This window comes from Terrabacter ginsenosidimutans, assembly GCF_039539425.1.
GTDB classification, from domain to species: domain Bacteria; phylum Actinomycetota; class Actinomycetes; order Actinomycetales; family Dermatophilaceae; genus Terrabacter; species Terrabacter ginsenosidimutans.
In genome coordinates, this window is the sequence record NZ_BAABDC010000002.1 from 140,272 (window position 1) to 161,312 (window position 21,041).

The 21,041-nt window shown below is 73.3% G+C and carries 20 protein-coding genes; 13 read left to right on the forward strand and 7 right to left on the reverse strand.

Annotation, left to right across the window (positions count from 1 at the left end; translation table 11 throughout):
* Positions 1-26: 26 nt before the first annotated feature.
* The 3 genes from ABD831_RS06640 to ABD831_RS06650 all read left to right on the forward strand — a co-directional run bounded on the left by ABD831_RS06640 (position 27) and on the right by ABD831_RS06650 (position 3,974).
* Complete coding sequence (locus tag ABD831_RS06640; protein WP_344943388.1) at positions 27-1,304, forward strand: HD-GYP domain-containing protein; 1,278 nt, start codon at positions 27-29, stop codon at positions 1,302-1,304.
* On the forward strand, positions 1,301-2,593 hold the full coding sequence (locus ABD831_RS06645) for an HD-GYP domain-containing protein (protein WP_344943391.1): 1,293 nt from the start codon (positions 1,301-1,303) through the stop codon (positions 2,591-2,593). Before ABD831_RS06640 ends, ABD831_RS06645 begins: the two co-directional genes overlap by 4 nt.
* A gap of 172 nt (positions 2,594-2,765) precedes the next feature.
* Positions 2,766-3,974: an NAD(P)-dependent malic enzyme gene (locus ABD831_RS06650; protein WP_344943395.1), complete on the forward strand. Its 1,209-nt coding sequence runs from the start codon at positions 2,766-2,768 to the stop codon at positions 3,972-3,974.
* Here ABD831_RS06650 and ABD831_RS06655 read toward each other — a convergent pair.
* From ABD831_RS06655 to ABD831_RS06665, 3 genes are read right to left on the reverse strand one after another with little or no spacing between them, the layout of a single operon-like run.
* Complete coding sequence (locus ABD831_RS06655) at positions 3,971-4,630, reverse strand: CbiQ family ECF transporter T component (protein WP_344943398.1); 660 nt, start codon at positions 4,628-4,630, stop codon at positions 3,971-3,973. The two genes, ABD831_RS06650 and ABD831_RS06655, sit on opposite strands and share 4 nt — an antisense overlap.
* Positions 4,627-5,334 carry an energy-coupling factor ABC transporter ATP-binding protein gene (locus ABD831_RS06660; protein WP_344943401.1) on the reverse strand — a complete coding sequence of 236 codons (708 nt, stop codon included), beginning with the start codon at positions 5,332-5,334 and terminating at the stop codon, positions 4,627-4,629. Before ABD831_RS06660 ends, ABD831_RS06655 begins: the two co-directional genes overlap by 4 nt.
* Before the next feature lie 7 nt (positions 5,335-5,341).
* Positions 5,342-5,998 carry a biotin transporter BioY gene (locus tag ABD831_RS06665; protein WP_344943405.1) on the reverse strand — a complete coding sequence of 219 codons (657 nt, stop codon included), beginning with the start codon at positions 5,996-5,998 and terminating at the stop codon, positions 5,342-5,344.
* Between the two features lie 52 nt (positions 5,999-6,050).
* Between ABD831_RS06665 and ABD831_RS06670 the strand changes: the two genes are divergently transcribed.
* Complete coding sequence (locus ABD831_RS06670) at positions 6,051-7,022, forward strand: zinc-binding dehydrogenase (protein ID WP_344943408.1); 972 nt, start codon at positions 6,051-6,053, stop codon at positions 7,020-7,022.
* Positions 7,023-7,033: 11 nt separating this feature from the next.
* On the opposite strand, the gene ABD831_RS06675 is transcribed toward ABD831_RS06670, so the two are convergent.
* A complete protein-coding gene (locus ABD831_RS06675; protein ID WP_344943411.1) occupies positions 7,034-8,092 on the reverse strand; it encodes a coenzyme F420-0:L-glutamate ligase in 1,059 nt (352 codons plus the stop codon).
* Positions 8,089-9,096 carry a 2-phospho-L-lactate transferase gene (gene cofD / locus ABD831_RS06680; RefSeq protein ID WP_344943414.1) on the reverse strand — a complete coding sequence of 336 codons (1,008 nt, stop codon included), beginning with the start codon at positions 9,094-9,096 and terminating at the stop codon, positions 8,089-8,091. Before cofD ends, ABD831_RS06675 begins: the two co-directional genes overlap by 4 nt.
* 244 nt (positions 9,097-9,340) lie before the next feature.
* Between cofD and ABD831_RS06685 the strand changes: the two genes are divergently transcribed.
* From ABD831_RS06685 to ABD831_RS06695, 3 genes are read left to right on the forward strand one after another with little or no spacing between them, the layout of a single operon-like run.
* A complete protein-coding gene (locus ABD831_RS06685; protein WP_020143018.1) occupies positions 9,341-9,607 on the forward strand; it encodes a WhiB family transcriptional regulator in 267 nt (88 codons plus the stop codon).
* A 52-nt stretch (positions 9,608-9,659) separates the two neighbouring features.
* Positions 9,660-12,914: a glycosyltransferase family 2 protein gene (locus tag ABD831_RS06690; RefSeq protein WP_344943417.1), complete on the forward strand. Its 3,255-nt coding sequence runs from the start codon at positions 9,660-9,662 to the stop codon at positions 12,912-12,914.
* Complete coding sequence (locus ABD831_RS06695; protein ID WP_344943420.1) at positions 12,911-14,377, forward strand: DUF5719 family protein; 1,467 nt, start codon at positions 12,911-12,913, stop codon at positions 14,375-14,377. The genes ABD831_RS06690 and ABD831_RS06695 overlap by 4 nt, the downstream gene beginning before the upstream one ends.
* Positions 14,378-14,463: 86 nt before the next feature.
* On the opposite strand, the gene map is transcribed toward ABD831_RS06695, so the two are convergent.
* Positions 14,464-15,246, reverse strand: a complete 783-nt coding sequence (map, locus tag ABD831_RS06700; RefSeq protein WP_344943423.1) for a type I methionyl aminopeptidase — start codon at positions 15,244-15,246, stop codon at positions 14,464-14,466.
* Between the two features lie 62 nt (positions 15,247-15,308).
* Here map and ABD831_RS06705 point away from each other — a divergent pair, with 62 nt between their 5' ends.
* The gene (locus ABD831_RS06705) at positions 15,309-15,611 is read left to right on the forward strand and encodes a helix-turn-helix domain-containing protein (RefSeq protein WP_344943426.1); all 303 of its coding nucleotides are present in this window, start codon (positions 15,309-15,311) and stop codon (positions 15,609-15,611) included.
* A 40-nt stretch (positions 15,612-15,651) separates the two neighbouring features.
* Here ABD831_RS06705 and ABD831_RS06710 read toward each other — a convergent pair whose 3' ends face one another.
* A complete protein-coding gene (locus tag ABD831_RS06710; RefSeq protein WP_142177141.1) occupies positions 15,652-16,086 on the reverse strand; it encodes a metallopeptidase family protein in 435 nt (144 codons plus the stop codon).
* A 125-nt stretch (positions 16,087-16,211) separates the two neighbouring features.
* Between ABD831_RS06710 and ABD831_RS06715 the strand changes: the two genes are divergently transcribed.
* From ABD831_RS06715 to ABD831_RS06735, 5 genes are all read left to right on the forward strand, one after another.
* Positions 16,212-16,604 (forward strand): DUF3499 family protein, encoded by a 393-nt coding sequence (locus ABD831_RS06715; protein ID WP_142177142.1) that lies wholly within the window; start codon positions 16,212-16,214, stop codon positions 16,602-16,604.
* An 8-nt stretch (positions 16,605-16,612) separates the two neighbouring features.
* Complete coding sequence (locus ABD831_RS06720; RefSeq protein ID WP_344943431.1) at positions 16,613-18,130, forward strand: phosphomannomutase/phosphoglucomutase; 1,518 nt, start codon at positions 16,613-16,615, stop codon at positions 18,128-18,130.
* Positions 18,127-18,360: a Trm112 family protein gene (locus tag ABD831_RS06725; protein WP_142177143.1), complete on the forward strand. Its 234-nt coding sequence runs from the start codon at positions 18,127-18,129 to the stop codon at positions 18,358-18,360. Before ABD831_RS06720 ends, ABD831_RS06725 begins: the two co-directional genes overlap by 4 nt.
* A 5-nt stretch (positions 18,361-18,365) precedes the next feature.
* Positions 18,366-19,514, forward strand: coding sequence for an SIS domain-containing protein (locus ABD831_RS06730; protein ID WP_344943435.1), 1,149 nt, complete (start codon positions 18,366-18,368; stop codon positions 19,512-19,514).
* A 93-nt stretch (positions 19,515-19,607) separates the two neighbouring features.
* On the forward strand, positions 19,608-20,999 hold the full coding sequence (locus tag ABD831_RS06735) for a mycothione reductase (RefSeq protein WP_344943438.1): 1,392 nt from the start codon (positions 19,608-19,610) through the stop codon (positions 20,997-20,999).
* Positions 21,000-21,041 lie beyond the last annotated feature (42 nt).

Sequence of the window (21,041 nt, forward strand, 5' to 3'; positions counted from 1 at the left end):
CGGATCGGGAGAGAGGGCGGGCCCCGATGCGTCTTCGTGCCTATCTGGCCTTCGTCCTGCTCGTGTCCCTCGGCGTCGGTGCCTGGGCGTGGATCGTCGAAGGCCCGCCACAGCTCGGCCCCCTGGCACTCCTGGTGGCCATGGGAGTCCTGAGCTTCCAGCTGCGTGAGCCCGCCGTGAGCTCGCGTTTCGGCTTCTCGTTCCTGTCCATCATCCTGCTGGCGTCGGCCGTCATCACGGGAGTCTTCGGGTCCTGGCTGGTGGGGGTGGTGTCGACTGCCGTCGACCGCGACCAGCGCCGCTGGTCCGCGACGGTCTTCAACATGTCCATGACGGGGCTCGTCGGCGCCTCGGGTGCGGTCGTCTACCGCCTCGTCGGCGGGAACACCGCGCCGGACACCCTCGTGGGCCCGGCGGAGCTCGCGCTGCACGTCGGCCTGCCGCTCGTGGCCGCCGACGTCGTGGGCTGCCTCGTCAACGCGCTCGTGATCGCCGGCGTGTTCCACTTCGACCAAGGGGTCCCCTTCCTCGTGCTGGTGCGATCGGTGCTCGCGGGCTCGGGTCTCGCGTACATCGGCTACGGGGTCATCGGCTTCCTCTTCGTCGTGCTGTGGTACCCCGTCGACCTCGGGGCGTCGAGCGCGCTGCTCATCATGGCGCCGCTCCTCGCGGCCCGGTGGGCCTTCATCCAGTACGGCGAGGAGGTCCGCTCGCACGAACGGACCATCGACACGCTCGTGACCGCGCTCGGCACCAAGGAGCCGCCGGCCGTGCCTCGCAGCCGACGGGCGGCTCGGCTCGCCGAGTGGGTCGCGGAGGAGCTCGGTCTCGGGCCCCACCAGATCGAGACCGTGAGGTATGCAGCGACGCTGCACGAGATCGGCCACCTCGGAGTCCCGACCCGCCTGCTGCGCCGTGCCCCCGAGGCGGTCAGCGTCGCCGAGCGACGCGTCATCGACCGGCACTGCGTCATGGGAGCCCGGATGATCGAGGGCATCGACTTCCTCGAGGACGCCCGCTCCGGCATCCGGCACCAGCACGAGCGCTTCGACGGCGGCGGGCGGCCGGACGGCCTGGTCGGGCAGGACATCCCGGTCGCGGCCCGGATCGTGGCCGTCACCTCGGCCGTCGAGGACCTCCTGGAGGCCACGGGCGAGACCCAGTGGGACACCGACACCGCGGTCGTCGCACGGGCCCTCCAGTCCGACCCCGGTCGGTTCGACCCGGCGGTCGTCACCGCCGTTCTGGCCGTGCTGGAGAAGCACGGCCGTCCGCATGCCGCCTCCACCGGGGTGAGCCGGTGATCGGCGCAGCCCGTCGCCCCTTCGCCCTCGTGCTGGGACTCGTGGGCCTGCTGGTCTCCGTCGTGGTCACCTTCGTCACCGGGGACCTGCCGGCCGGAGGCACCCAGGAGGGCCTGGGGGTCGTCGCGGCCTTCGCGGTGGCCATCGTCCTCGGCGAGTGGTTCCTGCTGTCGGCGCCGGGCTTCCGCGGCTCGGCGCCCATGGCGATGGCCAGTGCCTTCGGCCTGGCGTTGACGACCGAGATCCCCGAAGGACACTTCGTCTCCTACGGCGCGGCGTTCGTCCTGGCCGTGTCCACCGTCGCGATGACCGTCGGGACGGCAACGCGCGTGCTGGCCGGTCGGGAGGCCAACATCGTCGAGACGACCGGGCGCCTGGTGGCGATCGCCGTCGTGACCATCCTCTACCGCGACGTGCACCTGGGCCAGTCACCGGGCACCCCGGCCCCGACCGACGGCCTCGTGCCGTGGCAGCAGGCCGCCCTGATGCTGGGCATCACGATGCTCGCCCTCGTCGCCGACACGCTCTTCACGTCGGTCCTGCGGGCCCTGTCGGCCACGGCCAACCTGCGACGCACCTTCGTCGAGGAGGTCCGCTCGTCGTTCGCCATGTCGATGGCCGTGGCCGTCACCGGCGTCCTCATCGCGCTCGCGGCCCCGGCGATGGGGATCGCCGCACTGCCGCTCTTCCTCATGCCGCTCGTGCTCACCCTCTTTGCGTTCCGCCGGTACGTCAGCATCCGGGCCACCTACCTCCAGAGCATCCGGACCCTCTCGCGCCTGACCGACGCGGCGGGCTACACCCCGGCCGGCCACTCCGAGCGGGTGGCCGCCCTCGCCGTGCGGGTCGGCCGCGAGCTGGGCCTGTCCGAGCGGGAGCTGCTCGACCTGGAGTACGCCGCCCTGCTGCACGACATCGGACAGGTGGCCCTCGTCGAGCCGATCCCCGGGGGAGCCACCGTCCTCGCGGCCCCGGCCGACCAGCGCCGCATCGAGGCCGACACCGTGGCGATCGTCCGCGAGACCGGTGTCTTCGAAGGCGTCGCGCAGATCCTGGAGCACCAGACCACGCCCTACCGGCAGGTGCGCGAGCTCGGCGAGGAGATCCCGCTGACGAGCCGCATCGTCAAGGTCGTCAACGCCTACGAGGACCTCACGGCCGGGGCGCGCAGCGCGCGGGCCCGGGAGGCCGCCGTGGAGCGGATCTACCTCGGCCTGGGCTACGAGTACGACCCGCGCGTCGTCGACGCCCTGCTCACCTCGATCGGGACCGGGGCCGACCAGGGCTGAGAGAGCCGTCACAGCGGCCTCGCGGCCCTTGGGTCCGGGAGGCCGGCGTGCCATGATGGCGACTTCGGGCAACCCCCGTCGCGAGAACGAGCTTGCAGGCCAGACCCCCGGCACTGTCTCACCAGTGAGGGCGCCTGCCCTCGTCTTCTCCGTGCGAACGAGGTGTCCCAGCATGAGTGCGTTGCCCATCACCCAGCTCTTCGACCCCAGCGACCCGGTGTTCCGGGCCCACGAGGGGGGCAAGCTCGGGGTGCACGCCACGTCGGACCTGCGAGACGCAGCCGACCTCTCCCTCCTCTACACCCCCGGCGTCGCGCAGGTCTCACGCGCCATCGCGGCCGACCCCACGCTCGCGGCCGTCTACACGAGCCGTCGCAACACCGTCGCCGTCGTCAGCGACGGCACCGCGGTCCTCGGTCTGGGCGACGTGGGGCCGCTGGCCGCCATGCCCGTCATGGAGGGCAAGGCGGTGCTCTTCAAGCACTTCGCCGACGTCGACGCGGTGCCGGTGTGCATGCAGACGGGCACCGTCGAGGAGATCGTCGACGCGGTGGTGCGGATCGCCCCCACCTATGGAGGCATCAACCTCGAGGACATCTCGGCCCCGCGCTGCTTCGAGATCGAGCGCCGCCTGCAGGCGCGCCTCGACATCCCCGTCTTCCACGACGACCAGCACGGGACGGCGATCGTCGCGCTGGCCGCCCTGCTCGGGGCCGTCCGAGTCGTCGACAAGGACCTCGCCGCGCTCACGGTCGTGGTGTCGGGAGCCGGCGCTGCCGGCGTCGCCGTGAGCCGGATCCTGCTCGCCGCAGGAGTGGAGGACGTCGTCGTCGTCGACTCGCGTGGCGTGCTGGGGCCAGACCGCGTGGATCTCGTGCCGCACAAGCAGCAGCTGCGCGACCTCACGAACCCGCGCGGGGTCACCGGCTCGATCGGGGACGCGCTGTGCGCCGCAGACGTCCTCATCGGCGTCTCCGGTGGCACCGTGGCCGAGCGCGACCTCCTGCGGATGGCGCCGCGGGCCATCATCTTCGCGCTCGCCAACCCGGACCCCGAGGTGCACCCCGTCGTGGCCGCCCGGTTCGCCGAGGTGGTCGCCACGGGCCGCTCGGACTTCCCGAACCAGATCAACAACGTGCTCGCCTTCCCCGGCATCTTCCGTGGGGCGCTCGACTCGGGTGCACGCCGGATCACCGAGGAGATGAAGCTCGCCGCCGCGTATGCCATCGCCGACCTCGTGGACGCCCCGACCGCTGATCGGATCGTGCCCAGCGTCTTCGACGACCGCGTGGCGCCGGCCGTGGCTGCCGCCGTGGCCGGTCAGGTGACCGGGCGCGTCGCCGGGCACGTCGTCGGGCCTGTGACTGCGTCCTCCTGCTAGGGCCTCGGGTCGCTCCCGGTCCGCTCGGGACCGGGAGCGTCGTCGCGCGGGTCGGTGAGGCCCCGCGCGGCCAGGGCCTCCCCGGTGGAACGGGCGAAGGCCACGACGTGCACGACCGTCGGGACGACGACGGCGCGCGGGTTGCGGTCCAGGCCGCGCGCCCGAGCCGACTCGCGCACGCTGGAGAAGGACCCGGCCACCCACGGGATCGACCGCACGACGACGCCCAGGGTGAGGGCCACGACCTCGGGGTCGACGAGACGGTGCAGCGGCCGGGCCGCGCGCACCGTGCCGTCGAGCAGGTCGGTGACGGGCGTCGTGACGGTGAGGATGCCGGCGGCCACGAACGCGTTGACGATGCCGAGGACGACGCGGACGGCATACGCCAGGTCGTGGGACCACCACTGGAAGACCAGCAGCAGGACGAGGACCGGCAGCAGCCCCCGCAGCGAACGCAGGAGGCGACGCGCCGGCAGGCGGGCGACGAGGACGACCCCGGCGAGCGCCACCGTGACGAGTGCGAGCACCCACGTGGGCGGGGCGATCCAGGGAAGGGCCCCGACGACAAGGACGCCGCCGAGCTTGAGCCACAAGGGCATCCGGTGCACGATCGACGTGCCCGGCACGTAGGCGGTGAAGAGCCCCGGCTCCCTCACGGCTCGTCGACCAGTGCGAGGTAGTGCTCCACGGCGGCTCGCGGTCGGCCGTCGAAGACGATGCGTCCCTCGTCGACGACGAGGGTGCGGTCGGACGCCGCCGCGAGGTCGAGGTCGTGGGTCGCCAGCACGACGGTCTGGGGGAGCGCGTCGAGCATCGCGCGCAGCCGAAGGGTGTTTCGCCGGTCGAGGAGCGTCGTCGGCTCGTCGAGGACGAGCAGGACGGGGTCGGTCGCGAGGACGACGGCGAGCGCCATCAGCTGGCGCTCCCCGCCGGACAGGTCGTAGACGCTCTGGTCGGCCAGGTGGGACAGCCCGAAGCGCCCGAGCACCCCCTCGGCCGCGGCCCGGCGGTCGCTGCGGGACCGATGCAGTCGACGGAGCGAGAGCTCGACGTCCTCCCGACCCGTCGGCATCACGAGCTGCGAGATCGGGTCGGTGAACGCGAAGGCCACGCGTCGGCGCACCCGTGATCCCTCGCGGACGGTGTCGAGGCCGTCGACCGTGACCGCCCCGGCGGTGGGGGACACGAGCCCGTTGAGCAGCCGGAGCAACGTCGACTTGCCCGAGCCGTTGGCCCCCACGACGCTCACCCGGCGCTCGGTCAGGACCAGATCGACCGGGCCGAGGATCGTGCGCGGGCCCCGGTCCGTGCCGTCGCCCGGCACCGTGACCGTGGCCGCGTCGAGGCGGACCTCCGTCACGGAGAGGTCACGTGCGAGAACCCGCGCGAGCACCTGCGCGAGGGCGGGCGAGCACGTCGGGGAAGGCGCGGTGCACGGCGACGGCCGCGACGACCGCGACGACATCCTTGACGAGGTCACCGGGCAGGAAGGGCAGGTCGGCGCTGACGGCGGCCGACAGCGACAGCCGGAGGTTGACCATGAGGCCCAGCACGCCGAGGACGTGGACGACCGCGACGGTCGCGGCGAAGGAGGCCACGAGCAGGAACGCCACCCAGAGCGAGCGCCGGGCACGCCGGACGGTCACCTGCGCCGCGAGTCCCACCACGACCGCCGCCACGAGGAACGAGACGAGGTAGCCGGCGGTCGGACCGCTCAGCACCTGCAGCCCCGACTGGCCGCGGCTGAAGACGGGCAGGCCGACGAAGCCCAGGAGCAGGTAGAGCAGGACGGCGAGACCGCCGCGCAGCGGGCCGAGCACGAGGCCGGTGAGCATGACGGCCAGGGTCTGCAGCGTGATCGGCACGCCGAGCCCGCCGAGGGGGATGCCCGGCACGACGGCCGCTGCCACCAGCAGCGCGGTGAAGACGGCCACGAGGGCCACGGACTGCGCGTCGACGCCGCCGGCACTCGTCATCGACGGCACGGGACGGGCCGCGCTGCGCACGGGCGTGTTGTCGGTCACGGGCAGGACCCTACCGGGGCGCAGGGAGGAGCTCGGTCACTATGGTGCTGGGATGCTCGCTGCCTACGCCGTCAGTCAGTCCGCCTCCGACCCGCTCTCCGGCCTGGTCGTGGGCGACCGCCCCGATCCCGAGACCCGTCCGGGCTGGAGCGTCGTCGACCTGCGCGCGGCTGCGCTCAACCACCACGACGTCTGGTCCCTGCGCGGGGTGGGGCTCTCGCCCGACCGGCTGCCGATGGTCCTCGGGTGCGACGGCGCCGGGGTCGATGCCGACGGCAACGAGGTCATCGTCCACGCCGTCGTCCCCTCGGACGGCTGGCGCGGGGACGAGACCCTCGACCCACGGCGCACGCTCCTGTCGGAGCTCCACGACGGCACGCTCGCCGAGAAGGTCCTCGTGCCCACCGGCAACGTCGTCCCCAAGCCGGGGTCGATGTCGTGGCAGACGGCCGCGTGCCTCTCGACGGCGTGGCTCACGGCATACCGCATGCTCTTCACGAACTCCGGTGTGCAGCCGGGAGGCACGGTGCTCGTCCAGGGCGCCGGGGGCGGAGTCGCCACCGCGCTCATCCAGCTCGGCTCGGCAGCGGGCTACCGGATGTGGGCCACCTCCCGCGACGAGGCTCGCGGGCAGCGGGCGCTCGAGATCGGCGCCGACCGCGTGTTCGGCTCCGGCGAGCGGCTCCCGGACCGCGTCGACGCCGTCATGGAGACCGTCGGCGCCGCCACCTGGTCGCACTCGGTCAACTCGCTGCGTCCCGGCGGCACCATCGTCATCTCCGGCGCCACCTCGGGCGACGCACCGGCCAAGGCCGAGCTGACGAAGATCTTCTTCAAGCAGCTGCGCGTCGTCGGCTCGACCATGGGCACCCGCGAGGAGCTGGCGCACCTGGCCCGCCTCGTCGACCAGCGGGGCATCGAGCCCGTGGTCGACTCCGTGATGCCCCTGGCCGACGCCCGTGACGGCTTCGCCCGGATGGTCGACGGCGACGTCTTCGGCAAGGTCGTCTTCACCGTCGGCTGAGGCGGGAGCCTTCAGGTCGAGTGTGCCCCCGTGACGTGGACGACGGCCGAGAGGCCGTCGGCCGATGGTGGGCCGGCCTCGCCGACGAGCCACTCGCACCAGAGGGCGGTGGTGAGGCGTGCGACGAGCCGGCCGAGCTCGTAGGGGCTGTCGGCACCGAGGGTGACCGAGAGACGGCCGACGTCGGCGGTGCCGGACTCGACGCCGTGCAGCGCGACCCGCACGGCCCGCGACACCGCGTCGAGTCGGGTGTCGTCGCCCGCGGGCGCGACCCCGACGGCGCGCGCCTCGGGACTGCCGGGCTCGATGCCCAGTGCGGCCCGCACGGCTTCGACCCGGCCGTAGCCGAACCAGTCGCCGGGGCCGGTGCGCACGAGGTCGCGTCCGCGGGGGTGTGACTCGAGGGGCTCGTCGACGAGAAGCCCCGGGATGCCGCGGAGCACGGCGACTGGCACGGCAGCCACCTTGCCCTTGACGAGGTCGGCGGCCGCTGCGATCTCGTCGGCGACCGCGCGGGCCGTCACCTCGAGCGGCTTGCCGTCGGCGTCGCTGCCCCCGCGGAGGTCGTCGAGGACGCGGAGCCCGTGGGCGCCGAGGGCGAAGTCGACCTGGCCCACGCGCCACGCCCGGCCGGCGGTGTCACTGAGCACGACTCCGAGCCGCACCCCGTGTCGGGCCGTCAGCGCCTGGTGGACGCGCTCGCAGACGCCGTCGGGGTCATGGGGGAGCAGGAGCCACCCTCCGCGGTCTCCGGTGTTGGAGCCGTCGACGCCGGCCGCCGCCATGATCGGGCCGGCCTTGGCCCGGACGATGCGCGTGACACGGTCACCGACCGCGCGCTCGGCGACGACGTACTCGGTCTCCCCCCGCACGACGCGGTCCTTGTCCGGGTCGTGCGTGACGAGGCCGAGGGCCTTGCTCGCGACCTTGCTCGAGATGACGACGACGTCACCGTCGGCCAGCCGCACGCCGGCGTGGTCGAGGCCGACCTGGACGACGTCGGCGAGGTCGTCGCCCTCACGGACCTCGGGTATGCCGGTGAGCGGGGTGATCGTGACCGGTGCGCTCACGCGGGTGCCCGCTCCGCACGCAGTCGCAGGCCGAGCTCGAGGGCGGCGCCGGCCATGTCGGCTGCCGCCTCGACCGAGCTCATGAGCAGGGGACGACGGACGACCTCGAGACCCCGGCGACCCGGCATCGGGTCGTCCTCGTCGACGAGCCAGCCGTCGAGGAAGTCCGCGTAGAGGCCCGCCACGCCGGCGCTCGTCTCCTCGACCCCGATCGTGCGCAGGCAGACGTCGGCGTGCCCGCGCACCGGCCGTCCTCCGACCAGGGGGGAGACCCCGATGACCGGGGCCCGGGTGCCGCGCAGGGCGTCGCGCACGCCGGGGACGCCGAGGATGATGCCGATCGAGACGACCGGGTTGCTGGGCGGGAGGATGACGACGTCGGCCTCGCGGATGGCGTCGAGCACGCCGGGCGCCGGGGCCGCCCGGTCGAGGCCGGCCACGACGAACCGCTCGGCCGGCAGCTCGGCCCGGTGCCGCACCCACCACTCCTGGAAGTGGATCGCGCGCTGCTCACCATCCGGCTCGCCCTCGGGTGTCACCACGACGTGGGTCTCGACCGGGGTGTCGGTCATGGGCAGGAGCCGGACCCCGAGGTCGCCGAGACCCCAGCGGGCCGAGAGCCGGTCGACGACCGCGCTCAGCGGCATACCCTGGCCGAGCAGCTGCGAGCGGTAGACGTGGGTGCCGAAGTCCTTGTCGCCGAGCGTGAACCACTGCGGCTCCGCCCCCAGGGCGGCGAGCTCTTCGGCCAGGTGGTGGGACTCGTCGGAGCGCCCCCAGCCCTGGCCCTCGTGGATGCCACCGCCCAGCGTGTAGAGCAGCGTGTCTATGTCAGGACACACCCTCAGCCCGAAGAGCGTGATGTCGTCGCCGGTGTTGCCGATGACGGTCAGCTGCAGAGGATCGGAATCCGGCGACAGGGGGTAGGTCTGTCGGGCGTGGTGGAGAAGGCCTCGGAGGAACCGGGCGCCGCCGACTCCTCCGGCGAGAGCGGTGATGCGCATGCGCCGATCCTCTCAGCAGGCCGCCCCCTGCTGCTCGCGCGGGGTGGGTCCTGGGACTTCTGCCCTCGAATATCACCAACGGGCTTGACTCAGGGCGTATGACACGCATGTAATTTCATTGTTGTATTCGGTCGGGGCCGTGCTTCTGGAATCAATGGACCAATTTGTCCAGAACCTCCGGAGAACGAACTCGCTCGGTGCGACAGTGCATCCACTAGGTGCACGTCAGGGTCGAGGAGGGGTCATGCACGAGTTGATGGTGGTTTGGTCGGACACGGGTGAGCAGGAGGGTGAGCTCTCCTGGCAGGAGCGCTCGCTCTGCGCCCAGACCGACCCGGAGGCGTTCTTCCCGGAGAAGGGCGGCTCCACGCGCGAGGCCAAGAAGGTCTGCGTCGGTTGCGAGGTGCGCTCCGAGTGCCTCGAGTACGCCCTGTCCAATGACGAGAGGTTCGGCATCTGGGGCGGACTGTCCGAGCGAGAGCGCCGCAAGCTGAAGAAGCGCGCGGTCTGATCGTGAGGTTCGAACCCGGTGCCCTGCAGGTGTCCGGGTGAAGGTTGCCGCTGTGCCCGATGAGCTGGCCGAGGTCCCCGGCACCCCCGCAGGCGCGGGGAGTGCGTCGTCCGCGTCGTTGTCTGCCCCTCCCTCCACCGGGCAACGACCGGACGTGACCGTCGAGGCGATCGTCGTCGTGCACAACGGAGCCACGTGGCTGGCGCAGTGTCTCGACGGCGTTGCCGCCCAGACGCTGCCGCCGGCGCGGCTCGTCATCGTCGACGTCGCGAGCAGCGACACGTCGAACGCCATCGCCCGCGCCCACTCCGGGGTGCGCCGCGCCATCGCGTCCGTCGAGGTCGTGCGCCTCGACGCCCGGGTCCCGATCGGTCGTGCCGTCGAACGCGGCATCGACGCGCTGCCCGTCCCGGCCGACCCGTCGTCGAGCTGGGTCTGGGTGCTGCACGACGACTCCGTTCCGCGGGGCAACGCCCTGGCCCAACTGCTCCAGGCGGGCCTGCGCTCGAAGTCCGTCGGGGTCGCCGGGCCCAAGCTCGTCAGCTGGGACGACCCGCGGCGCCTCGTCGAGATGGGCATCCAGATCACCCGCACCGGGCGCCGGCTCGGTTCGCCCGTCCGGGGCGAGGCCGACCAGGGCCAGTACGACCACCGCGCGGACGTCCTCGCGGTGAGCACGAGCGGCATGCTCGTGCGCCGTTCCGTCCACGACGACATCGGCGGTTTCGACCCCGTGTTCGTCGACCACGGAGCCGACCTCGACTTCGGCTGGCGGGCCCAGCTCGCCGGTCACCGCGTCATCGTCGTCCCCGGTGCCGTCGTGCGTGACGCCTCGGCGAGCCTCGACGGACGCCGCCCCGGTGTCGCCGCGCCGCGCGAGCTCGAACGCCGTGGCCGGCGAGCCGCCCGGCAGGTCACCCTCGCCCGGTGCTCACCGCTCGCTGCCCCCTTCCTCGCGTTCTGGATGGCGCTGTCGGCCGTCGTCTCCTCGCTCACCCTGCTCGTGGCCAAGCGTCCGAGACTGGCCTGGCGTGAGCTGACGGACGTGTCGGCCCTGATGCACCCGTTCGCGACCTTCGGTGCCCGCTGGCGCGGTCGGCGGACCAAACGACTGCGCCGTGACCACCTCGGCACCCTCTTCGTGGCGCCGTCCGTCGCGGCCCGCACGACCGTCGACCACATCCAGGACGCCATCACGCCGGAGCGCGCGCGCGCCCGCCGCGAGGCGGCTGCCACGACCGAGACCGGGCCCGTCGCGGACGAGTCCGAGTCGCTCGACAACCTCCCCGCCTCGCTGCCCCGCCGCGTGGTCAGCCACCCGGGCTTCCTCGCCGTCGCTGCCGTCCTCGTCGTCACCGTCGCGGCCTGGCGCGACACCATCCGCGCCGGCGCGCTGTCTCCGACCAACGCGGGCGTGGCCGGAGGGGAGCTGCGTCCCGTCACCACTGACTCGTCGGGCCTCTGGCACGCGTTCCGCGACGCCTGGCACGGCGCCGGTCTCGGGACCGGAGCCGAGTCCGGTCCGCACCTCGCCGTCCTCTCCGCGCTGACGTGGCTGGCCGAGCGCGTGCCCGGTGTCGCCGAGAGCCGCTCGAGCGCCGGCGTCACCATCGCCTGGCTGCTCTTCCTGACTCCGGCGCTCGCCGCCTGGTCCACCTACCTCGCCGCCCGCGTCGTCACGCCCTCACGTCCGGCGCGCGCGCTCGCCGCGCTGGCCTGGGGCACGGCGGGAGTCGCCGCGTCCGGGATCGCCGACGGCCGCGTGAGCGTGGCGGTCGTGCACGTGCTGCTGCCCTTCGTCCTCGCCGGCTTCTGCCTGGCGGCCCGGCGCGACGGCACCTTCACGGCCACCTTCGCGACGGCCCTCGCCACCGCCGTGCTCGGGGCCTTCGCGCCGCCCCTGCTCGCGCTGGCCGCCGTCGCGGCGCTGGTCCTGCTCGTCCTGGGACCGGGGCTGCGCCGGGCCCGGGCGCTCGTCCTGCTCGTCGTGCCCGCCGCGCTGCTGGGTCCGTGGATGGCGCGCTTCCTCGACGACCCTCGGCTGCTGCTGTCCGGGCCCGGCCTGGTCGCGACCTCCGCGGACCGCAGCCCGTGGGGAGTCCTCGGCCACGTGCTCGGAGAGAGCGGCGCCACCACCTGGGTGGCCTGGCTGGCGGCTCCGCTCGTCGTGCTCGGAGTCATCGGCCTCGCGACACGCGGACGCACCCGTGCCGAGTCCATCGGGATGCTCGTCGGCGCCCTGCTCGCCGTGGTGGGACTCGCCGGGGCGCTCGCCGCGGACCACGTCGTCCTCGGCTCGGCCGAGACCGGTGTGGGTCAGTCCGCCGCAGCCCACCTCTGGGCCGGCCTGGGCGTGCAGCTGTGGTGGGCGGGCCTGCTCGTCGGCGTGCTCGCCGGCAGCCGTCCCGTGCTCGCATCATTGCGTCGACCCGGTCGCCGGTGGGGCTTCGTCGCGGCCGTCGCCGCTGCGGTCCTCGCGGTCGTGCCCGTCGTCGCGGGCGCCGTCGTGTGGGGCGTGCAGGGCATCGGCCGCACCCTCTCGGTCGGCCAGGCCACGCTTCCCGCCATCGCCATCGAGCAGGGCGGTGGCCCCCTCGGCAACCGTCTGCTGCTGCTCCGTCCCTCCGACGAGGTGGTCGACTTCGTCCTCGCCGGGCAGGAGCCGGGCGAGCTGCTCCGCGACCTCGACCGGGCCCCCGACGCCGACGACGCGCCCCTGGTCGACGCCGTCGCCAACATCGTCGGCGGTCGGGGCGCCGACTCGCTGGACTCCAAGGCCCTGGCCCGTCTCGGCATCGGTTTCGTCCAGGTGCGGGCGACCGCCGACTCGGCCCTCGCCCGCCGACTCGACTCCTCCGAGGGACTCAGCCGGCTCGGCTCGAGCGTGCGCGGCATCCTCTGGAAGGTCCAGCCGCTCCCGGCCGCCGAGGGCGCCGAGGCGTCCACGGCGCCGTCCCGCGCGCGGCTCGTCGACGCTGACGGCTCGCTGCTCCAGGTGGTCCCCACGGTGGGTCCGCACGCAGCGGTCGACACGACGCTCCCGGCCGGTGCCACGCCTCGCTCCGTCGTCCTGGCCGAGCCCGCCGAGTGGTCGCAGGAGGCGCGTGTGACCTTCGACGGCGTGCAGCTCCAGCCCGTGGCGGGCACGGCCCAGCCGACGTATGCCGTGCCACCCACCTCGGGTGCGCTCCAGGTCGACCTCGCGGCGGCGCAGCCGTGGTGGCGTCTCGGCCAGGCGGCGCTGCTGGCCTTTGTGGTCTTCATGGCCGTCCCCTTCGGCAACCGACGCTCGAGGAGGCGCACATGAGGAACGTGTCCGGCATCGTCCGGGCGGGAGCCGTGGCGTTGGTCGCCGCTGGCCTCGCCGTGGGCGCGACCCGCGTGAGCGGGTCCCTGCAGCTGGCGACCCCGGGGGAGCGCGTCGGCCTGCCCGAGTCCTCCAGCGTGCTGGTCGACTCGGCCTCGCTTGTGTGCCCCGGTCAGCAACGACTGGGCGCCACGGGACTGCGCGACGTCAAGGGCGAGGTCACGGTCGCCGCAGCGTCACCGGACCCGGGCGTGGTGCAGGGGGCGCCCGGCGGGGGCTCCGGAGGCATCCAGCTCCTGGGCGGCTCGTCCGCCAAGGGTCTCGCCCAGACCACCGACCGGGGTGCCGTGGTCTCTGCTCCGGTGCCCGGACCCGACGTCGTCGTCGCCCGGGCGAACGCCGCCCTCGCGCCCGGCCTCGTGGCCACGCAGGTGTGGCGTCACGCCGGTGACGACGACCGCGGCCTCGCCGTGACCCCGTGCCAGCAGCCGTCCTCGGACGCGTGGCTCGTCGGGGGCGGCGGTGGACCGTCCCGCACCGAGCGCGTCATCGTCAGCAACCCCGGAGCCAACGCCGTGTCCGTCTCCTTCGAGATCCTCGGCGCCTCCGGTCGCATCGATGCGGCGGCCGATCGCAACGTCTCCATCCCGCCGCTGTCCCGCGAGGTCGTCTCGCTCGACGCCATCGCCCCCGCCGAGACCGCCCCCGTCGTCCACGTGACCGCCACCGGCGGCGTCGTGACGGCGGTGCTCGACGACCAGTGGATCCTCGGTGCCACCGGACGCGGCATCGACGACGCGACCCGGGCCGGCTCGCCGGGCACCGACCTCGTCGTGCCCGGTGTCGAGACCGGCGGCGGCTCGTCCCTGCGTCTGGCCAACCCCGGCGACACCGAGGCGCTGGCCCAGGTGCGGCTGCTCACAGACAAGGGGGCGGTGCAGCGTGACGAGCTCAGGGCCATCCGGGTTCCGGCCGAGTCGACCCTCGACGTCCCGTTGCCCGCCAACGGTGCGGCCATGGGCCTCGGCATCCGCTCCGACCAGCCGCTCGTGGCGGCAGCGTGGGCCGAGCGCCGCGCGACGACCGCCGACCAGATGGGCGACTTCGCGTGGACGCCCGCGACGCCGGCCCTGCGTGGTGTGGCCGGGATCCTCCTGCCCGGACTGGAGGGCACGACCAAACGCCTGCTCCTGACCGCGGGTTCGACGCCTGCGACCGTCCAGGCCCGGTTCGGCACCGGCGACGGCGCGAAGGTCTCCACCGTCGAGGTCCCGGCCGACTCGACCGTCGCGGTCGCCGTCGGCGACGCCGACAGCGTCTGGGTCGTCCCGACGTCGGGCACGCCACGAGCAGCCGTCTCCGTCGCAGGCGTGGACGGGGGAGTGCCGTTCTTCTCGGTGGCGTCCCTCACCGACGCGCCGGTGCGGGCCCTGTCCGTGCCGGTCCGGCAGGTGCGCAACTGACCGGGCAGCGCGTTGGGCTCGTCACGGCTCGTCATGGCCCGACCGGTTCGTGTCACGCCTCGATCCGCGCGGTCTGACCGCCGGGTTCAGCCAGCCGTGGTGGACGGCAGGGTCAGGACCTCGGCACCGTCGTCGGTGATGGCGATGGTGTGCTCGCTGTGCGCGGTCCGACAGCCGGTCGCGCTCCGCAGCGTCCACCCGTCCGCGTCGGTGACGAGCTCGTCGGTGTCCGCCATGACCCACGGCTCCAGGGCGAGCAGCAGACCCGGGCGCAGCGTGTAGCCGCGGCCGGCCCGGCCGGTGTTGGAGACGTGCGGGTCCTGGTGCATGCTCGACCCGAGGCCGTGCCCACCGAACTCGGTGTTGATGGCGTAGCCCGCTCCGGAGAGCACCTCGCCGATGGCGTGGGAGATGTCGCCGATCCGGGCCCCGGGGCCGGCGGCGGCGATCCCGGCGGCCAGTGCGCGTTCGGTGGCACTGATCATCTCGACGCTCTCCGGGGGCCTGGCATCGCCCACGACGAAGCTCACGGCCGAGTCGGCGACGACTCCACCCTGGGAGACGGCGAGGTCGAGCGAGAGCAGGTCGCCGTCCGCGAGCAGGTAGTCGTACGGCAGGCCGTGGAGCACGGCGTCGTTGACCGAGGTGCAGACGTGGTGGCCGAACGGACCGCGGCCGAAGGACGGTGCATAGTCGACGTAGCAGGAGGTCGCTCCCGCCGCGACGATCATCTCCCGGGCCCAGCGGTCGAGGTCGAGCAGGCTCGTGCCGACCGTGCTGCGGCTCTTGAGCGCCTGCAGGATGTCGGCGACCAGGACGCCGGCCTCCCGCGCCCGGTCGAGCTCGGTCGGGTTCAGGATCTCGATCATGCGGCCTCTCTCGTCCAATAACTATCCCGGTAATGTTATCCCGCTGGGTTAGGATTCGGTGCATGGTCAGGCTCCCGCTCACCCCCGCCGAGCTCGCGCGTGGACAGCGCCTCGGCGCGCTCCTGCGTCGCGCTCGCGGGGAGCGCTCGATGCTCGAGACCGCCCTGGACGCGCAGGTGTCACCCGAGACCCTCCGCAAGATCGAGTCGGGCCGCGTCGCCACGCCCGCCTTCCCGACCATCGCCGCCATCGCCGACGTCCTCGGGCTCTCGCTCGACGCGGTGTGGGCCGAGGTCAACGAGCCCGAGTCGCGCGCAGCACGAGCCGTCAGCCGCTCCGGTCAGGTGAGTGACCTCGCCTCGTAGCCTCGCGGCGTCCGCCGGCTCGGCGGCGCGGGCCGTCAGGTCACTCCCCGAAGCCTGGGTCGAGCTCCTCGGGTGACACGCCGAGGAGGCCGGCCACCTGCTCGGTCACGATGTCGGCGACCAGGGCCGCGACGTCGCGCCGGTCGGTGACTCGCGTCTCGACCGGCCGACGGTAGACGACGATGCGTGCCGGACGGGCGCTCGTGGCCGGGAAGAGGCGGCCGAGCGGCACCTCGCGGTGGTCCCACGGCGCAGGGCCTCGTGGAACATCTTCGACCGCGAACTCCACTGCAGGAAAAGCGCGCCCACACGTCGCCTCGAGCCGGGCGGCGGCGTCGAGGACGAAGTCGTCGAACTCGTCGCGACGCGACACCATGGCCGGGACCGGTGGCCACGCCAGCGGTCCGCGCCGGCCGCGGCCGTGCCGGTCGCGCCGTCGGCTGCGCCCGGAACTGCGGGGCTCCAGGGTGTCCACGACCCCACTGTAGATCGACGGAGCCGGCCGTCGTCACCGCGCCATACGGCATACGCGGCAGGGATTCGTGCGGGGACGGCGTGGTGATTCGTCCTCGTCGGGAGGGCGGACTACAGTCCCGGATCGTGGGTCTGACACGTGGTTGCTCGAAGACGGGATGCGCCCGTCCCGCCGTGGCGACCCTGACGTATGCCTACGCCGACCGTGCCGTCGTCGTGGGACCGCTCGCGACCTACGCCGAGCCGCACACCTACGACCTCTGTCTCGAGCACGCCGAGCGCATGACGGCTCCCCGTGGCTGGGAGGTCGTGCGGGTGGGGGGCGAGTTCCCCGAGCCCGCCCTCGCCGCCGACGACCTGCTCGCCCTGGCCGACGCCGTCCGCGAGGCCGGCCGGCCGCGCACGAGCCGACCGAACGAGCCGCGCACGACCTCCCGGGGTCAGGCGAACGCCGAGGCCGACTCGGGAGCCGTGGAGTCCGGCCGCCGCGGACACCTACGCATCCTCAAGGACTCCTGACCACTAGGGTGATCGGCGTGCCCCACCTCGCAGACTTCGTCAAGGCCTACGACGTGCGTGGACTCGTCCCCGACCAGCTCTCGCCCGAGGTGGCCCACGCCATCGGCGCCGCGTTCGCCGAGGTCGTGGCCGTCCCGGACGGCTCCGACGGTGTCGTCATCGGCCACGACATGCGCCCCAGCTCGCCCGAGCTCTCCGCCGCCTTCGCCGCCGGGGTGACCTCGCGCGGGGTCGACGTCACCGTCATCGGGCTGTGCTCGACCGACGGGCTCTACTACGCGAGCGGCGCGCTCGACCTTCCGGGCGCGATGTTCACGGCGAGCCACAACCCCGCGCAGTACAACGGCATCAAGCTGTGCCGCTCGGCGGCGCGCCCGGTGGGGCAGGACTCGGGTCTCGCCGAGATCCGCGACCTGGCCCAGTGGATGCTCGGCGGCGGCACGGGCCTGGCTCGACCGGCCGGTGGCCCCGGCAGCGTGACGACCCGCGACCTGCTCGGTGACTACGCCGCGTTCCTCCGCAGCCTCGTCGACCTCTCCGGCTCGCGCCCCCTCAAGGTGGTCGTCGACGCCGGCAACGGCATGGGCGGCCACACCGTCCCAGCGGTGCTCGGCACGGCCGCAGGGCTGCCCGAGCTGCCCCTCGAGATCGTCCCGCTCTACTTCGAGCTCGACGGCACGTTCCCGAACCACGAGGCCAACCCCCTCGACCCGGCCAACCTCGTCGACCTGCAGGCCGCCGTGCGCGAGCACGGCGCCGACATCGGACTCGCCTTCGACGGCGACGCCGACCGCTGCTTCGTCGTCGACGCGGACGGCGAGCCGGTCTCGCCGAGCGCGGTGACCGGCCTCGTCGCGGTCCGCGAGATCAACCGGGCGCGCGCCGGCGGCGACACGAGCGTGTCCATCGTGCACAACGTCATCACGAGCGCTGCAGTCCGCGAGATCGTGCTCGAGGCCGATGCGACACCCGTGCGCACCCGAGTCGGCCACTCGTTCATCAAGGCCGAGATGGCCCGTGCCGGAGCCGTCTTCGGTGGCGAGCACTCCGCCCACTACTACTTCCGCGACTTCTGGTTCGCCGACACCGGCATGCTCGCGGCCATGCACGTGCTCGCCGCGCTCGGCGAGCAGGACGCCCCCCTCTCCGAGCTCTGCGCCGAGTACGAGCGTTACGTCGCCTCCGGAGAGATCAACTCGACCGTCACCGACCAGGCGGCCGTCGTCGAGCAGGTCCGGGCCTGGGCCCAGGTGCGCGGGGCCACCACCGACGTGCTCGACGGACTCACCGTCAGCAGCCCCGCCGGGGACGCCCCGATGTGGTGGTTCAACGTCCGAGCCTCCAACACCGAACCGCTCCTGCGGCTCAACGTCGAGGCAGCCGACCGTGAGACGATGCAGGACGTGCGCGACGAGCTGCTCGCCCTCATCCGGTCGGGCGCCGAGACGACAGGCGCGGCCGATGCACCCGACGAACCCGACAACGGCGGGTCCACCACCGCCCAGGACGCAGGAGACGCTTCGTGAACCAGAGCCAGCAGACCATCGAGCCGTGGCTGCGCGGGATCATCCGGTGCCCGCAGTGCAAGGGCGAGGTCGTCGACGCGAGCGCCGAGACCACTGCTGACTCCGGTGCTGACTCGGGTGCTGAGGCCGCCGTCACCGAGCTGCGCTGCGACACCTGCCATCTCGCCTATCCCGTCGAGGGCGGCGTTCCCGTTCTCCTCGTCGACCTCGCCCGCCGCACCGACGGCTGACCGCCGTGGGCGCCGTGTTCGACGAAGCCCGCCTCGACGACGAGGATGCCCTGGCATCCCTCGACCCCAGCGACACCCTCCGTGCGCTCGCCGGGGCCGGCGCCCAGGTGCGGCGCACGATGGCCGCTGCCGGGGAGGCCGGGCTCGACCGCCTGCGTGATGTCGAGCCTCGCGGTGTCGTCGTCGCGGCGGCCGGTGGTTCGGTCGCGGTCGCCGACCTGTTCGAGGCCGTCTCGCGCGGCGCAGCAGCCCTCCCGGTCCAGAGCTGTTCGTCCGGCTCGCTGCCGGGGTGGGTGGGCGCCCTCGACGTCGTCCTCGCCGTGTCACAGTCCGGCCGGGCCGCCGGCACGCTCGCCCTCGCCGCCGAGGCTGCGAGGCGGGGCGCGTTCCTCGTCACCGTCGGCGCCTCGGACTCCCCGCTCGCCGACGTGTGCGCGCGCGCCCACGGGGTGCACGTCCCGATCGCCGTCGAGGGTTCGTCGTCCCGCACGTCGGTGTGGGCGCAGGCCACTCCGGCGCTGCTCGCCGCGGACGCTTTGGGCATCGCCTCGATCAACCACGAGACGTTGGCCGGGATCGCCGACGTGCTCGACCGCACCGCCACCGATGCGCGCCCGTGGTCCGAGTCCTTCGTCAACCCCGCCAAGATCCTCGCGACCGAGCTGGCCGAGTCCACTCCGATCGTCCTGGGCGAGGGACCCTTCGGCGACGTCACCGCGCGCCGGGCCGCCGCGATGTTCGGGCGCACCGGTCGCGTGCCCGTCGCCCACGGCTGCCTGCCCGACGCGGCCAGCCAGATCGTCGCCTGCTTCGACGGGCCGCTGGCTCCCGGTCAGTCCGGCGGGGGCGGCCAGGACGACATCTTCGCCGACCCGTTCCTCGACGGCCCGAGCCGAGCGCCGCTACGCCTCATCATGATGCGTGACACCTCGCCGGGAGACGGGCACGGCCTGACGGACACCGTCGTGGCCGGCGCCGAGGATGCCGGCGTGCGCGTGTCGCTCGTCGACGCCCCAGCGGCCGACCCGCTCCTTCGGCTCGCGTACCACGTGGCGCTCACCGACTTCGCCGCGACCTACCTCGCGCTCGGCTTCGGCTTCGACCCGGCCACCTCACCCCACGTCCGCCTGCTGCGGGGCGCCCGAGACGCCTGAGCCTGCGCGTCACCGATGGCGTATGCCGCCGGCTCCCTCCCCACGCAGCGGCCCTTCCCGAGACGGCCGGAAGGGTCAACGTAGGCTGCGACGGTGACCCAGCACTTCGACCTCGCCATCATCGGGAGCGGTTCGGGCAACTCGCTCGTGACCCCCGACTTCGACGACAAGCGCGTCGCCGTGATCGAGGGCGGGACCTTCGGCGGGACCTGCCTCAACGTCGGGTGCATCCCGACGAAGATGTTCGTCTACGCGGCCGACGTGGCGCGGGAGGTGCGCGAGGCCGGCCGTTACGGCGTCGACGCCACGCTCGAGGGCGTGCGCTGGAGCGACGTGCGGGACCGCGTGTTCGGGCGCATCGACCCCATCTCCGACGGCGGGCGCCGCTACCGCGCCGACGGGCCCAACACCACGGCGTTCCTCGGTCACGCGCGCTTCACCGGTGACCGCACGCTCACGATCGACCTCGCCAACGGCGGGCAGGAGACGCTCACGGCCGACCAGGTGGTCGTGGCCGCAGGCGCACACCCGGTCGTGCCCGACGTCGTCACCGAGTCCGGCGTGCCGTTCCACACCTCTGACACGGTCATGCGCATCGACGCCCTGCCGAAGCGGCTCGCGATCATCGGCGGCGGCTTCATCGCGGCGGAGATGGCGCACGTCTTCGCCTCCTTCGGCGTGCACGTGACGGTCGTGGCGCGGTCCTCGAACCTGCTGCGCCACCTCGACACCGACCTCGCGCAGCGCTTCACCGACCTGGCCCGCGAGCAGTGGGACGTCCGCACCGGCGCCAACGTCGTCCGCGTGGAGGCCGGCGCCGGGGGAGCAGGCGTGCGCCTCCACCTCGACAGCACCGCGGTCGTCGACGCCGACCTCCTTCTCGTGGCGACCGGGCGCCAGCCCAACACGGCCGACCTCGGCGTCGACGCCGGGGGCCTGCGGCTGCTCGAGGACGGTCGCATCGACGTCGACGCCCACGGCCGCACGAGCGCACCGGGCGTCTGGGCCCTCGGGGACGTCAGCGCGCCCTACCAGCTCAAGCACGTCGCCAACGCCGAGGCGCGGACCATCGCGCACAACCTCGCGCACCCGGAGGACCTGCGCCGGCTGCCGCTCGAGCACGTGCCGTCGGGGGTCTTCAGCCACCCCCAGATCGCCACCGTCGGCCTGACCGAGCAGGAGTGCGTCGACCAGGGACGCGACCACGTCACGTCGGTCCAGGCCTTCGGCGACACGGCATACGGCTGGGCCATGGAGGACACGACGAGCGTGTGCAAGCTCGTCGCCGACCCGGGCACGGGGCTGCTGCTCGGCGCCCACCTGATGGGACCGCAGGCGACCTCGCTCATCCAGCCGCTCGTGCAGGGCATGGCGTTCGGCACGAGGGTGCACGACCTCGCCCGCGGGCAGTACTGGATCCACCCGGCGCTCGCAGAGGTGGTCGAGAACGCCCTCCTCGGGCTCAAGCTCGACGTGACGGCCTGAGCGCGTTCCCAGCCGACTCCCAGACCGCCCTAGGATGACGCC